General features: G+C 47.9%; 16 protein-coding genes and 1 pseudogene. 12 read left to right on the forward strand and 5 right to left on the reverse strand.

The features are described from left to right. Positions 1-484 precede the first annotated feature (484 nt). Entirely contained in the window at positions 485-682 is a 198-nt protein-coding gene (rpsU, locus tag O3C43_21550) for a 30S ribosomal protein S21 (protein MDA1069080.1), read from the forward strand. Between the two features lie 93 nt (positions 683-775). Then, positions 776-1,720, forward strand: coding sequence for a sugar phosphate isomerase/epimerase (locus O3C43_21555; GenBank protein ID MDA1069081.1), 945 nt, complete (start codon positions 776-778; stop codon positions 1,718-1,720). Here the strand turns inward: O3C43_21555 and O3C43_21560 are convergent, their stop codons facing one another. Continuing rightward, a complete protein-coding gene (locus O3C43_21560; protein ID MDA1069082.1) occupies positions 1,721-2,746 on the reverse strand; it encodes an A/G-specific adenine glycosylase in 1,026 nt (341 codons plus the stop codon). It abuts the gene before it with no gap. A 50-nt stretch (positions 2,747-2,796) separates the two neighbouring features. Between O3C43_21560 and rnhC the strand changes: the two genes are divergently transcribed. The 9 genes from rnhC (at position 2,797) to dprA (ending at position 11,231) form a co-directional block, all read left to right on the forward strand. Further along, entirely contained in the window at positions 2,797-3,771 is a 975-nt protein-coding gene (rnhC, locus tag O3C43_21565) for a ribonuclease HIII (GenBank protein ID MDA1069083.1), read from the forward strand. Between the two features lie 60 nt (positions 3,772-3,831). Next, positions 3,832-4,560 carry a ribonuclease HII gene (locus O3C43_21570; GenBank protein ID MDA1069084.1) on the forward strand — a complete coding sequence of 243 codons (729 nt, stop codon included), beginning with the start codon at positions 3,832-3,834 and terminating at the stop codon, positions 4,558-4,560. Next, complete coding sequence (locus O3C43_21575) at positions 4,557-6,128, forward strand: glycerol-3-phosphate dehydrogenase/oxidase (protein ID MDA1069085.1); 1,572 nt, start codon at positions 4,557-4,559, stop codon at positions 6,126-6,128. Before O3C43_21570 ends, O3C43_21575 begins: the two co-directional genes overlap by 4 nt. A gap of 2 nt (positions 6,129-6,130) precedes the next feature. Next, positions 6,131-6,568 (forward strand): GatB/YqeY domain-containing protein, encoded by a 438-nt coding sequence (locus tag O3C43_21580; protein ID MDA1069086.1) that lies wholly within the window; start codon positions 6,131-6,133, stop codon positions 6,566-6,568. A 92-nt stretch (positions 6,569-6,660) separates the two neighbouring features. Beyond that, positions 6,661-7,170, forward strand: a complete 510-nt coding sequence (locus tag O3C43_21585) for a transposase (protein MDA1069087.1) — start codon at positions 6,661-6,663, stop codon at positions 7,168-7,170. A gap of 150 nt (positions 7,171-7,320) precedes the next feature. Next, positions 7,321-8,079, forward strand: coding sequence for a pyridoxine 5'-phosphate synthase (locus tag O3C43_21590; GenBank protein MDA1069088.1), 759 nt, complete (start codon positions 7,321-7,323; stop codon positions 8,077-8,079). Further along, positions 8,069-8,506: a holo-ACP synthase gene (gene acpS, locus O3C43_21595; GenBank protein MDA1069089.1), complete on the forward strand. Its 438-nt coding sequence runs from the start codon at positions 8,069-8,071 to the stop codon at positions 8,504-8,506. The genes O3C43_21590 and acpS overlap by 11 nt, the downstream gene beginning before the upstream one ends. A 12-nt stretch (positions 8,507-8,518) precedes the next feature. Then, a complete protein-coding gene (locus tag O3C43_21600) occupies positions 8,519-10,075 on the forward strand; it encodes an NAD(P)H-hydrate dehydratase (GenBank protein ID MDA1069090.1) in 1,557 nt (518 codons plus the stop codon). 37 nt (positions 10,076-10,112) lie between these two features. Further along, the gene (gene dprA / locus O3C43_21605) at positions 10,113-11,231 is read left to right on the forward strand and encodes a DNA-processing protein DprA (protein ID MDA1069091.1); all 1,119 of its coding nucleotides are present in this window, start codon (positions 10,113-10,115) and stop codon (positions 11,229-11,231) included. A 21-nt stretch (positions 11,232-11,252) separates the two neighbouring features. Here dprA and O3C43_21610 read toward each other — a convergent pair whose 3' ends face one another. The 4 genes and pseudogenes from O3C43_21610 to nrdR form a co-directional block, all read right to left on the reverse strand. Further along, a complete protein-coding gene (locus O3C43_21610; GenBank protein MDA1069092.1) occupies positions 11,253-11,597 on the reverse strand; it encodes a histidine triad nucleotide-binding protein in 345 nt (114 codons plus the stop codon). Between the two features lie 51 nt (positions 11,598-11,648). Continuing rightward, a pseudogene (locus O3C43_21615) lies at positions 11,649-11,756 on the reverse strand (GxxExxY protein). 19 nt (positions 11,757-11,775) lie between these two features. After that, positions 11,776-12,258, reverse strand: coding sequence for a hypothetical protein (locus O3C43_21620; protein MDA1069093.1), 483 nt, complete (start codon positions 12,256-12,258; stop codon positions 11,776-11,778). Positions 12,259-12,262: 4 nt separating this feature from the next. Further along, the gene (nrdR, locus tag O3C43_21625) at positions 12,263-12,712 is read right to left on the reverse strand and encodes a transcriptional regulator NrdR (GenBank protein MDA1069094.1); all 450 of its coding nucleotides are present in this window, start codon (positions 12,710-12,712) and stop codon (positions 12,263-12,265) included. 200 nt (positions 12,713-12,912) lie between these two features. On the opposite strand from nrdR, the gene O3C43_21630 reads away from it, so the two are divergent. After that, positions 12,913-13,872: an SDR family oxidoreductase gene (locus O3C43_21630; protein ID MDA1069095.1), complete on the forward strand. Its 960-nt coding sequence runs from the start codon at positions 12,913-12,915 to the stop codon at positions 13,870-13,872. Positions 13,873-14,253: the final 381 nt, after the last annotated feature.

Consider the following 14,253-nt stretch of genomic DNA (forward strand, 5'->3'; position numbering starts at 1 on the left):
CAGCGTATCACGACTGAAATGAGCCCCGAGGGCAAGTTTATTTATCAATCCCTGTAACCATACGCATTATACGCTCTAAATAATTATACCGTGGTATGTTGGGTCGTTGTGTTTTGAATAGGTTTGATAGCCACAAGGATTCCAAAATAATTGCATCCGGCATCTTTGGCAACTACCGGATCCGCTTCGTTTTCCTAAACCTTTGGCCAAGTGAATATCTGCGTCTTTTGTTTGCCACTCCGGTGCAAGCTCTCGACTGTCGATTCGTCTCAGCGACGAAGCAAGCTTCGAGCAATGGACCCGCTTGCGATTCAGAATGTGCAGTGGTCGAGAATTGTGCTCAATTGCTCAGTGTTCGATAATGTGTGTTTTCTCAAGGTGTGACTATGATCTTGTCGGGTTGGATTGCCAAGTTTTCACGATAAATTTCAGTTGACCTATAGGCTTGAAGGGCTCTTATTAGCCCACTTTTCACCAATTTCATATGGCCTTAGAAGTAGAAATCCGTAAAGGCGAGCCCACAGAACGGGCTTTACGCCGTCTCAAAAAGAAAATCGACCGCGAGGGTATCATCATTGCCGCGCGGGCAAAACGTTATTTCGAAAAACCATGCGAGGTTCGTCGTCGTAAGAAGAAAGTATTGGCTTTTACCGATATGCTTCGCCGCCGTTACAACTCGTAAAGCATTCGTAACATTTTTTTACTTGAGAGATCCACCGGTTGTGTGGATCTCTCTTTTTGTACCTGTTAGGTGCTTTCATTCTCCTCAAAAGCAATGATTTCAAATCCTATAGCTCTTTCCACCTGCTGTTGTTCGCGGCGCCATAATCATGGGGATGCGATGTTGGAGGAGATAGCTGAAATGGGTTTTGAGTATACTGAACTGAGCCATGGTATTCGAATTACCCTTGTTCCAGGAATCCACAAAGCAGTTCAACGCGAAGTTATTAAGGTGATTTCCGTGCACAATTTTTGTCCACTTCCCCATGGAACCCAACGCCCCGCACCGAATCTCTACGAGCCAAGCTCCCTGGATTCCCGTGAACGGAAACAGTGGTTAACCTACTCCATTAGAACGATTGATTTTGCGGCTGAAGTCGGTGCCAAATATGCGGTCATCCATCTTGGTTCTGTCCATTTCTTCTTCAAGGGAGCAGCTGCCAAAGTGCACCAATACCTGGAAACCCATACAGTGACTGATCCTTTGGGTGATGCCAATTACCAGAAGGTACTTCAGAAAGCATTGGGCAAGATACGTAAAAAGAAAGAGAAGCACATGGACCAGCTTCGTCGTTCGCTAGACGAGTTGATTCCGTTGGCAGAAGCTAAGGGAATTATTCTCGGAATTGAGAATCGCGAAGACCTTGAAGAGCTTCCTATAGACGAGGAAATGCCTGCTTTGCTGGACCACTATGCTGACTGCCCTTATGTGGGTTACTGGTACGACCCCGGACATTCCCAGGAAAAATTTGACCTTGGAGTTACCTCTCCGGAGGATAATTTAAAGGCTTCAGGCAAGCATCTTGCGGGGGTCCATTTCCAGGATTATACGAAGGATGGAAAAGCTCACCGACCGATTGGCGAAGGCATCGTGGATTTTGACCCCATTTTCCACTACCTGAAACCGGAGACGCCTTGTATCCTTGAATTGACTCCAAGCTCGACCAGGACCGGGATTCTGGCTTCCAAAGAATTCCTGGAGCAGAAGCTGGATAAATAATTACTTTATCAACTCCTTGAGAATTTCCCTTATCCAGCGTTTGTGTGGGCCGGACAAGGTCGCTTTGTCTAGCTGATCGAGATCCACCCATTTCAGCTCAGGGTCATTTTCGATTATGTTTTCGGATAGATTCCAAATGGGTTCTGTGATCTGTGAGTTACTGATCCCGCGTTTCCGGATGACCATGGGAGCTTTGCCCTGCTTTTTCAAAGCGACTGCTGATTCATTCACTAAATCGAGCGTCGGGAGTTCGAGGATTCCGGATAATCGACGACTGGTCCCATTGGCCAAATGCAGGAGAAGCTTTCCATTCTGCCTTATCCAGGCGCGGTCGACCGTTTCGAGTTTTGTTTTGCGAGCGGCTTTCCGGGGCAACTTTTCGGGCTCGTTGCCTTTACCTTTGCAGCCGTTAGCCAGCGGGCAAATTCCGCATTGCGGATTGCCCTTGGTGCAGATGGTGGCTCCGAGCTCCATCATGGCTTCATTGTGTCTGCCGGGATGGTTCGTATCCAGAAGCAGCGCGGCCAAGGGTGTAAACGCTTTCATCGCCTGCGAATTGTCTTTGAAGACGGTTTCATCAGCGGTCAGTCTGCAAAGAATTCGGATGACATTTCCGTCTACGCAAGGTGCCGGATGTTTGAAGGTGATGCTGGTGATCGCCGCTGCCGTGTAAGCACCGATCCCTTTGAATTGCTGCCAGCCTTCCGGATCCTGAGGAATGGAATCCCGTTTTGTCAGATCCTTGGCGAGCTGATGAAGATTCCGGGCTCGCGAGTAATAGCCGAGTCCTTCCCAGTGTTTTAGCACCGACGCCTCCTTTGCCTTAGCCAAGGTTTCGAAATTCGGAAAGCGTTTCAGCCAGCGATCGAAGTAGGGCAGGACCGTTTTTACCTGGGTTTGTTGTAGCATGAATTCCGAGACGACAGTCGGATAGAGTGAGGCCATTCTCCGCCAGGGAAGGTCTCGTTTATTCTGCTCGAACCATTTCGCCAGGGAAGCCCTCAAACGTGGGGCCTGTTTTTTCAAGTAGGAAACTGTTGTATTTTTTGGCAAAGGTCGCTGAAGATAGCTGTTCAATGAGCCGAAATTATAAAGACTTTGAGGTCGAGGAAGAAAAGAAGATTACCCTGTATACTATTAAGCTATCCGATGAGGAGGCTGAAAAGCTTAGGCAGTGGTGCAAGGGCCGTGGCTGGGGTGAAAACGAAGTCGCTTATGCGCGCTTTGCGTTTAAAGGGCCGAAGGTGAATCTGGTTTTCTACGAAAGCGGCAAATTAGTCCTTCAGGGTAAAATGACCCAGGATTTTGTGCAGGATGTTCTGGAGCCTGAAATCACTCTGAGCGCCGAACTTGGTTATGATGAGGTTCATCATCCCGAATGGTTTGAAGCACATGCGGGTATGGATGAATCGGGGAAAGGGGATCTCTTTGGACCCGTTGTCTGCGCCACCGTCATCGCCGATGGCGACATGGTCCGTAAATGGATGGATGATGGGATCAAGGACAGTAAAAAAATCACCGACCCGCAAATCATGCGTCTTGAGAAGATCATTCTCCGAACCAAGGGAGTAGTTGTAGAAAAGTCGTTTTGTGGAATGCCGAAATATAATGAGTTGATGGGTCGCCCAAAAGCGAACCTCAACAAACTCATAGCCTGGATGCATGCCAAAGCGCTTGAAGCAGCCTTGGACAAAAAACAGGTCCCTTGGGGAATGCTCGATCAATTTACCAAACAGCCCCTGGTTCAAAAGCAGCTAAAACGTAAGGACTTTGATTTAAGAATGGAAACCAAGGCGGAATCCGACCCGGTCGTTGCCGCGGCTTCGGTTATTGCGCGGGCAGAATTCCTGCGTCAACTCCGGAAACTATCGGTTGGGTTTGGTGAAGAGCTTCTTAAGGGTGCCGGTGCGGCAACTAAGGCTCAGGGGGTAAAATTAGTGGAACAACTGGGCCCTGATAGGCTGGGTGAGTTTGCTAAGCTACATTTTAAAACCAGTTACGAAATTCTTGGACTACCTGTGCCTGAAAAGACGCAATGGGTGAAAAGGTAAATGCAGAATGAAGCAGGATAAAGGCTGAATTATCCTATCTGCCCGAAACTGATTTTGCCGATGAATCTTGCTGAATTTGATATTCAATTTCTAAAAGAAGTCCCCGCGATCATTGGGGTTGACGAGGCTGGACGTGGTCCATTGGCAGGACCCGTGTGCGCTGCAGCGGTATACGTTGATCGATCGTTTTATGAATCCAGCTGGTTTCGTGAATACGCTCATGAGGTAAACGATTCCAAGCAACTGAAGGAAGGCACTCGTGAAAGACTTTTCGACGCAATCGAGGAACAAACGGCAGGATTAATGTCCACGGCTTGTCACATGGTTTCGGTCCAGGATATTGAAACGCTCAACATCCTGGGAGCGACCCGCAAAGCTATGGCACTGTGTGTCGAAGAATTAATGGCTCAATCAACGTGTCCCTTTGAGTGTGTTGTTGAAGGCGGGGATTTGCCCTCAGATTCCGCTGCGAGACAGGAATTGCTTTTTAGTAATTCGTCACGAAAAGGCTCAGCTCGAGTAATAGTCGACGGAAAATCATTGAAGCCATTTCCATACGCCCACACCTCCATAGTTAAAGGAGATGGAAAGTCACTCGCTATTGCACTCGCATCTATTGTAGCCAAGGTTACCCGTGATCGCTACATGCGTAATCAAGCTAAAATGTACCCAGAATATGGATTTACTTCAAATAAAGGTTATGGAACACCCAAACACCTTACAGCTTTGAAGACGATGGGACCCTGTAAATTACATCGCATGAGTTTTCTTACTCAAATTCTCCAATGAATCGATCGAAAGGAATTAGGCTTTTAAAAGAAGATAAAACGCCGTGGGATGTTGTCATCATTGGCGGTGGTGCGACCGGTCTGGGGTGCGCGCTGGATTCCGTTTCCCGAGGTTATCGTACGGTCTTAATTGAGCAGGCGGATTTTGCCAACGGGACTTCGTCGCGTAGTACGAAATTGATCCACGGAGGTGTCCGCTATTTACGGCAAGGCAATATTCCGCTGGTTCGTGAATCGTTGAGAGAACGCGAATGGTTGTTGAAACATGTGCCCCACCAGGTGCACCCGCAGCCTTTTATGATTCCAACCTATTCTTTTTTGGAGACCTGGTATTATCGCATTGGATTGTGGTTTTATGATCTTTTGGCAAAACATGGGGGTGTTCAGTCGACCAGGCGTTTTAATAAAGCCGGCGCTTTAGAGCGGGTTCCCACTTTGAACGACAAAAAATTGGCCGGCGGTGTTATGTATTGGGACGGACAATTCGATGATGCTCGTCTGTGTATCCAAACTGCCCAAACGGTTTGGGATAAAGGAGGGCTGGCTTTAAACTACCTTCAGGTAGAGAAATTGGTTAAGACGGATGGTCGGATGAGTGGAGTCGAAGTTGTGGATAAACTTTCAGGAGATTCTTTTGTAATTGGTGGACGCAGTTTCATACTGGCGACCGGTATTTTTAGTGATGTACTGAGGCATGAGGATAATCCGGATACGCCAAAAATAATTAGTGCGAGTCGTGGCAGTCACATAGTAGTCGATGGAGATTTCCTGCCGGCGAAAACTGCGATCATGGTCCCCAAGACGACAGATGGACGGCTACTTTTTATGGTGCCTTGGTTAGGTAAAGTGATTGTTGGTACTACCGATATCCAGGATGAAAACATTTGTTTGGAACCGCAGTCATCTGCGGAGGAAATTGATTTCATTATGGCAAACGCAAGCCCCTACCTTAGTCGACCCATTCAACGTTCGGATATACGGAGTGTATTTTCTGGTTTACGACCCCTGGTGCGCGACTCGGGAAACTCAGGAAAAACTTCCGCAATTTCTCGGGACCATTTTATCGATGTAAGTTCTACTGGCTTGATAACTATCGCCGGTGGCAAGTGGACAACTTTCCGTAACATGGGCGAAGACGCCATCGACAAGGCAATCGAGGTCGGGAAGCTTCACTTCCGGTCTTCCAGGTCGTTAACCATGCGCTTCCATGGGTGTCTGACCAACCCGGCCGAGTCAGATTCACAATTTGCGGTCTACGGTTCTGATGCAGATCTGTTGCTCGAATGGATTCGGGACCGTGCTGAACTGGGAGTAGCTATTCACCTAAACCTGAGCAGCACCTGGGCCGAAGTACTCTTTGCCATCCGCGAGGAGCTTGCGGAATCGGTTGAAGATATTTTAGCTCGTCGGACGCGTTCGCTTTTCCTTGATGCTCAAGCAGCCATTGAAGTGGCTCCATCCATTGCCCGATTTATGGCAAAAGAAAAAGGACTGGATGAGGGTTGGGAAAAGTCATCAACAGAATCCTTTCTCGCAATCGCCCAACATTATACTCTAGCTAATGGTTAGTCATGAAAGTCCATCTTAAAGAATTACATCAAAAAGCACGTCTTGCGCGCGATCCGATTGGAACCGAAGCCTACGGTGCCGCCGTGGCAGCCATTCAGGAGAGCGAGGTGCGAGCCAACGCAGATTTCGACGAAGCAAAACAGATCGCGGTTGTTGAAAAAGAGGCTGGAAAATTTATCGAATCCTCCGAGGCCTTTGCCAAAGTGGGTCGCGACGAAAAAGCCATTGAGTTGAAGCAATGTGCGGATTTGTTAACCGCTTTGCTCCCCACAAAGTTGGATGCGAGTGCCTACCCCGGTATGGTTGCGAAAGCCATCTCAGAAACGGGAGCCTCCGGTATTAAAGAAATGGGTGTGGTGATGGCCGCCTTGAAAAAAGAACATGGTGCTGCTTTGGACATGAAGATTGCTTCCGCGCAGGTGAAGGAAGCGTTGGGTTAAGAAATTTTGTTCCGGATCGGCAGCAAGCTACCTCCCACAGACATGCCAAGAGTAAATTGTAGGAGGGACCTTGGTCCCGAATTGTATTAATTGTGGAGAATCAAGAGACTTCAGGATACAAAGCCCTTCGGAAAGGCAGATTTCCCCAGAAGAACTGCAGATATTTTATCACAACCTGCTCGCATAATCGGACTTCAATTCTTGATACACCACCTATCCCATCATTTATTTTTGAAGGACTTTTGAGTTTGGAGCCTAGAGCGGACCTCATTGCATCCGTTATAATGTCTGATCACATTCACTTTATTATTAAACTGAAAAACGACCAATTAACCTCAGCAATTCAAGAGTTTAAGAGTAAAACAGCCATCCGGATAAATCGTCTTTTGGCCCGAAAAGGCCCTGTATGGCAGTCGGGCTTTTTTGATCATAAATTCCGAGACGACGATGACCTGGCTCCTATCTTGTTGTATATGTGGAATAATCCGAATCCACCAGGAAGGAATTTTCGGTGCAATCGCTCTGATTGGCTTTGGTTTAAGAGTATGGTGACTCAGGATATGGATTATCCTGGTTGGTTGAGAGACAACCCATTGGGTTAATTCTTTAGGTTGCCCTATCGGCAGCAAGCTACCTCCCACACACAAATTGTAGGAGGGACCTTGGTCCCGAATAAATCGTGTGGTTATTCTAAAAACTAGTTTGTATCGCCGGTAGCAGCTTCAATAGTGTCGGCCCTATAAATTTCGAAAATGAGTCATCAAGAATTACTGTTAGGTGTTAACATCGATCATTGTGCGACGGTTCGCCAGGCTCGTTATAAAGGCTTTGCCGAAACGACCGGAGGGAACATAGAGCCGGACCCGGTGTTTTTTGCCCAGCAATGTGAGCTCGCCGGTGCAGACAGTATAACGGTACACCTGCGTGAAGACCGCCGGCACATGCAAGAACGGGATGTTCAACGTCTTCGAGAATGTTTGAAAGTGCCGTTGAATCTGGAGATGGCCGCAACCGATGAGATGTTGGAATTTGCCCTGTCAGTTATGCCGGACTACGCCTGTATTGTTCCGGAGAGTCGTGAGGAAGTTACTACCGAGGGTGGACTCAATGTGGTAGATTCTGAGGAACGTGTTGCCAAGGTAGTCGATGCCCTGAGCAACGCTGGTGTGGTGGTCAGTTTGTTTATCGATCCTGATCCCTACCAAATCCAGTTATCAGCAGATTTGGGTGCGCCCGTGATTGAGTTGCATACTGGTTCTTATGCGAATGCCTATCACTTGGGAGATCGGGACCATGAATTTGGACGTTTGAAGGAAGGAGCCGAACTTGGCCATGATTGCGGTTTGCAGATAAACGCCGGCCATGGAATCAACTACGTTAATGTAGCAGAAGTTAGAACCTTGCCTTACCTCCGTGAGCTAAACATTGGGCATAGCATTGTTAGTCGCGCTTTAATTACCGGTGTGCAGGAATCGGTGCGCGAAATGAGGAAATTGTTAAATGTCCGCTGAAGATCCCGGCTTGACCGAATTGGCTGCGACATTTCCTGCAGGTGCTATGTTGCTGAATATAGGCGTCGATGTAATTGAAGTCGAACGCGTTCAAAAAGTATACGAACGCCAAAAGGAACGCTTTCTAAAGCGGGTGTTCACTCAGGAAGAGCAGGATTATTGCTTCAGCAAGTCGAATCCTTTCCCGCACCTCGCCGCCCGCTTCGCTGCGAAAGAAGCAGTTTCAAAATCATTTTCCACCGGGATTGGGAAGTTGTTTAGCTGGACCTCGTGCTCTATATACCACGGCCCCCGGATGCAGCCTCTTGTCCGGCTTGATGATCAAGGCAAAGCTTTGTTGAAATCGTTGGGAGCTACCGATGTACGTATCACATTGTCGCATACAAAAACGACTGCCGTAGCCTTTGCGGCGTTGGTGAACCAGTAGAGGATTACTCCGTTGAACCTGCCTGAGTATTTGCAGCCCATCCTTTCCTCTCAGGAGTCAAAGGAGTTTGAGAAAGTGTTTTTTGGCGGAAATGAATCCCTGGAATGGAAAGCCATGAATCAGGCAGGTGCTTCGATTGCAAAACAGGCGTCCCTGGACATGCAGGAAATCCTGGAGAAAAAATCGATTGGCCGGATTCTGGTTTTGGTTGGGAAAGGTCACAACGGAGGTGATGCGATCATTGCAACGCGCCATTTGCTGAATCGTTCTTCGGACGCGCAGGCGTTGTTAGTCTTTCCATTCGGGCTAGGTCATTTACGTCCTTTGGTTCAAAGAAGTTTGGATGACTTACAGGTGGCTCATGGCGGGAAGCTCCATTACTTATCGCTTCGAAAGGAGGGTGTTCAATCACAACTTGAAAATCTACTTGATGCGGAACCCGTTGACTTGTGTTTGGATGGAGTTCTTGGAATGCAATTTCGACCGCCGCTGCAGTCACCGGCGAAAGAGCTGATCCAGTGTGTAAATGGGATGGAGAATATTGGCTGTCGAATAGCGGTGGATATTCCCAGTGGAATTGGTGATACCTGGAACGAAATTGCTTTTCGTGCAGATTTCACCTATGCCACGGGCATTGCAAAGGCTGGGTTATTTATAAATGAAAATCGAAGCTCTGTGGGTCGCATACGATACCTTGACTTCGGATTTTTTGGAGGCGAGCGGCTGAAAGGAAACCGCTTTATTCTATCCGATAGAACATTGGAATTTAGACGTAATTTAAGGCCGAGCAGCTCTCACAAAAAAACCTTCGGCCATGTTTTTGTTGTTGGCGGATCTTCAACCATGCCCGGCGCAATTCTAATGACGGTGCGTTCCGCTTTGTTGTCGGGGGTAGGGTTGGTAACAGCCTTTGTGCCCGAAAGTATTGTAGCCGAAGCCGCTTCGAATATTCCGGAGGCGATGTGGGTTGGATTGCCCCAAATTCCTGAAGATGGAGGACTGGCCCTGGAAGGACTTGGTCTGGTACGGGGTCATTCCAATGCGGCAACTGGCTGGGCCATTGGCCCTGGGATGGGGAGGCATCCAGAGACGGCGACCTTGGTGGAAGAGATTTTGAAACTCAGTGATGCCCCCGTCCTGCTCGACGCAGATGCACTTCGATCGGGGTTGGCTAAGATTGACTGGAAAGGTCGTTCCTGTGTGGTTACGCCCCATGTTGGTGAACTGAACCGTATGCTGGGAAATTCGCTGAGTGAACCGATTGAGGAAACCGTTGTTAAATACTTTGCGAAAAAACACGGATGGGTGACTCTTTTGAAAGGTTCTCCAACTCTTGTCACTGATGGCGAAGTTACCATTTACAGTACTTTCGGCGGCCCCGTTTTAGCCAGGGGCGGTAGTGGAGATATTTTGTCGGGCCTGATTGGTGGCCGGATTGCTATCCCGGAGGCAGACTTCCTGAATTCGGTTTTGGAAGGAGCAGCCTGGCATGGTTGGGCAGCGGATCGACTCGCAAGAAGCCAGGGGCAGTCTTCGGCAAAATCGACCGACATTTTAAGTTTTCTTTAGAGATCTAATCTGGCAGGGTCTGGACTGATTCTCTCCCATGGCAACTCTGGATCGAACCAACGCTTTTATTGTTCTGAATGGACTCCCTAATATCGGACCCATCACGCTGCGCCGTTTGTTGGACGCGTTTCAAGGTGATCCCCTTTCGATATTCAATGCAAGCCCAAGCCAATTGAAGGCGGTCCAGGGGGTAGGGGATGCGGTGGTCAGCACTTTACGCAATTGGAAAGACCTGCTGAATTTGGAAAAGCAATTGGAGCGAATGGAGAAGTCAGGTATCCGCTTTGTTGTGACCGCGGCAGATGAGTACCCTCCCATGTTGAAGGAGATTTATGATCCCCCCATCGGTCTTTACTGGAAAGGCGACTATGTGCTGGATCGACCAACTGTGGCAATTGTCGGAAGCCGAAAGACCACCCTTTATGGGCGGCATGTCGCCCGGAAATTAGGCCGCGAACTTGCTCGTTGCGGATTTTGCGTTGTGAGCGGTGGCGCCCGTGGTGTGGATACCGAAGCGCACAAGGGTGCCCTGGAAGTGGACGGCAAAACCATCGCCGTAATGGGATGTGGAATGGATATTGTTTATCCCGCGGAGAATTTCGATTTGTTCAATGAGATCGCTCAATCGGGCGCGGTAATAAGTGAGTTCCCCTTTGGGCGTCGCGCGGATCGACAAACTTTTCCCATGCGCAATCGCATCGTGAGCGGCATGTGCCAGGCCCTGATTGTGGTTGAATCTGATTTGTATGGAGGAAGTATGATCTCCGCGCGATTCGCCGCGGAGCAAGGAAGGACGGTTTTTGCAGTTCCAGGGCGTATTGATCAGGCAACGAGTCGCGGTTGTCACCAATTGATCCGTGAAGGGGCTTTGCTTCTTTCCAAACCTGAAGATGTGGTCGAAGAGTTGGGTTACCTGATTATCAACCAGGCATCGGATGAGCAGCTGGACACGGGGCCCAGGTCAGATAGTTTGAGCGAAGAAGAGAGGGAGATACTGTCACATTTTTCAGGAGGCGAGGTTTTGGATATGGATCGATTAATCGATATGACGGGAAAATCATCTCCTGAGCTTGCGTCTCTTTTGATGCTTTTAGAATTGAAACATCTCGTATCCAAACGTTTCGACGGAGCTTTCGAGGCCAGCGTCCGGATGTAACAAAGTGTGCGGACTTTTGGGTCAACCTGGGGGCCATCCCATTTGGCGACCCGCAAGTAAATGCACATGAAGGTGCGGCACGGCTTCACCTCCATGAGGTCCATTGTTGATGACAATTCTGAAGCCTTTTTCGAGGTTCAGCTTCTTGGCGACGTTCCGGGCGGTGAGCAGCAAGTGCCCAAGAACCGCCTGGTCTTCATCTTCCGCCAGAGACGTTCGCACAATATGCTTTTTTGGAATAATTAATAGGTGAACAGGTGCCTGCGGACTGATATCTCGAATAGCGACACAAAGATCGTCTTCATGTTCAAAATTGCCGGGGATCTCGCGGTTGATGATTTTGGTGAAGATAGATGGTTCTGACATAAAAGGGATAAATAAGTTTTAAACCACAGATGGATCACAGATGAACTCAGATTAATTTAGAATCACTCGTTCAAATTCCAGCTTGGGATGGTTGAAATTTAATATCAGGCCAAGGGGCAGCCCAGTCACTCTTAAATAATTTAGCATCTGACCTCGTTCGTTCATCTGTGGTTAGTCTTTAAAGCAGAATCAAAGTAAGTTCAGTGTTTTTCGTGGTCCAATAGGCAGCGAGCTCACGCAGGTATCCAACAGCTTCTTCGTATTCGTGGTCGAGTTTGGAAGGCCAATTATTGTGCTGGCCTTGGATAGCGGAGCGCAAACCCGTGCCGATGAACATGGCTTTGGGAAATCCGGCAATTTGTTTAAGGCCGGAAATAATTTCTTCACGTGCCCAAAGAGGATCGAAGGGGCGATCGTTCAGGAATGCCTCCCAATGGTAAAATCCAAAGTTCTGATCGCGGGTAAGGTATTTTTCCAGGAGCTGGACCAGGGCTTGGTTAAACGCTTCGGGCTGACCGGGATCTTCAATATCACCGGTTGCCGCAAAGTTGATGGTTTGCTCGATATGTCGAGCCAGGTAAAGGTCTTGACCGGTCAATAGCGGGAAAAGCGTATTGAGAAGATGTAGGCGGGTTATGCGGTCCCTTTGATCAGCTTTCATGTGTTCAGCTATTCAGGTTGGAAATGTCCTGCATGAGTTCATTGATATCCCGGAAGTCTTTATACACGCAGGCAAACCGCACATAAGCGATTTGATCGATTTTCTTTAATCGGAACATGATATTTTCGCCAATGGCACGGCTGGGGATTTCGTAATCGTACTCATCCATGAGATCCTCGATCACGTCGTTTACGAGAAGGTTGATTTGCTCGATATCCACCGGCAGCTTTTCCGTCGCTTTGCGAATTCCATTCACGATCTTGCCTCTGTCAAATTCTTCACTTCGGCCGTCGCTTTTAAGCACCATTAGTCCCTCGTGCTGAATTTCTTCCACAGTGTTGAAGCGGTGGCTGCAGGTGATGCACTCTCGACGCCGTCGGATGGAGTTACCTTCTTTGGCAACTCTTGAGTCGATCACCTTAATGTCGGTGGACGAACAACGCGGGCATTTCATAAGGATTGGGAGGTGGATTATAGAAACAGTTGGGTATTTCTATGAAAAGGGGATTTACGGATTCATGGGCATCGGGTCAAGCGAGTTGCAAGAATGTGAATAAGAACCTAAATCCAGTAAAATCAATGTAAGGAGTGCCGAATATTGGCTTTCCATGTTTTTCCAAGATCGCTAGCTATCTAGCTAAATCATCCTATCACATGAGCTTAAGAATACTAATTACTGGCGGAGCTGGCTTTTTGGGCAGTCACCTGAGTGATCGCCTCCTCAAGGAAGGCCACGAAGTTATCTGCATGGACAACCTGTTTACCGGGAGAAAGGTGAATATTGCCCATCTTCTTCAAAATCCAAATTTTGAATTCATTCGGCACGATGTGGTGGATCCTTTCAAGTTTGAGGTTGATCAGATCTACAATCTGGCCTGTCCAGCTTCGCCACCGCATTATCAGTATAATGCGATCAAGACCATTAAGACCTCGATTATGGGCACCATTAATTGCCTCGGTCTGGCAAAACGCCTGAATGCGCGTGTTTTCCAGGCCTCCACTTCGGAAGTCTATGGTGACCCTGAAGTGCATCCGCAAACAGAGGATTATTGGGGCCATGTTAACCCAATAGGCATCCGTTCCTGCTATGACGAGGGCAAGCGCTGCGCCGAAACGCTTTGTTTTGATTACCACCGGCAAAACGGGGTGGATATTCGCATTGTCCGGATTTTCAACACCTATGGTCCGCGTATGCACCCCAATGACGGTAGAGTAGTTTCCAACTTTATCGTTCAGGCTTTGAAAGGTGAGGATATCACCATCTATGGGGACGGAAAGCAGACACGGTCTTTCTGCTATGTGAGCGATCTGATTGAAGGGTTCCTACGTCTTATGAATCAGGATGAAACAACCGGTCCGGTCAATATTGGTAACCCCGGTGAATTCACCATGCTCGAGCTGGCTGAAAACATCATCGAGCTGACAGGTACTTCTTCAAAAATCGTTCATAAAGATCTCCCTTCAGATGATCCCAAACAACGTCAGCCCGATATTACTCTGGCGAAAAAGTATTTGAATAATTGGGAGCCGCAAGTGCCACTCCGCGAAGGATTGACTAAAACAATTAAACACTTTAGTGAAGCCTTAGGTATTAACTCGAAAATTGGATTTTAGGTCATTCAGATCTTCGGGTTCAAGATTTGCATACCTGGCTTAAGTACCAGAAAGGTTATTGCTGGAAGGCAGGTGGCTTCGAGTTTTCCCTTACGAAAATATAGGGGTAATGCCCTAGTAGTTTTATTTTGAATAAATTGGATTGTTGGATTTTGTGATTTGAATCCTTTAAATCTAACCAACAATTTATGCTACCAAAACTGCCTAATCGTGGTTTGAAGCGTAGTTATGTAATCATAGCTATAGCTTTATTTGTAATTAACGCCTCAGCCCAAACTTGGGAAGATGTTACTGGAAACATAGCAGGTGGCATCACGGTATAATTATTTAGAGCGTATAATGCGTATGGTTACAGGGATTGATAAATAAACTTGCCCTCGG

It is taken from the genome of Verrucomicrobiota bacterium (genome assembly GCA_027622555.1).
Lineage (GTDB): Bacteria > Verrucomicrobiota > Verrucomicrobiia > Opitutales > UBA2995 > UBA2995.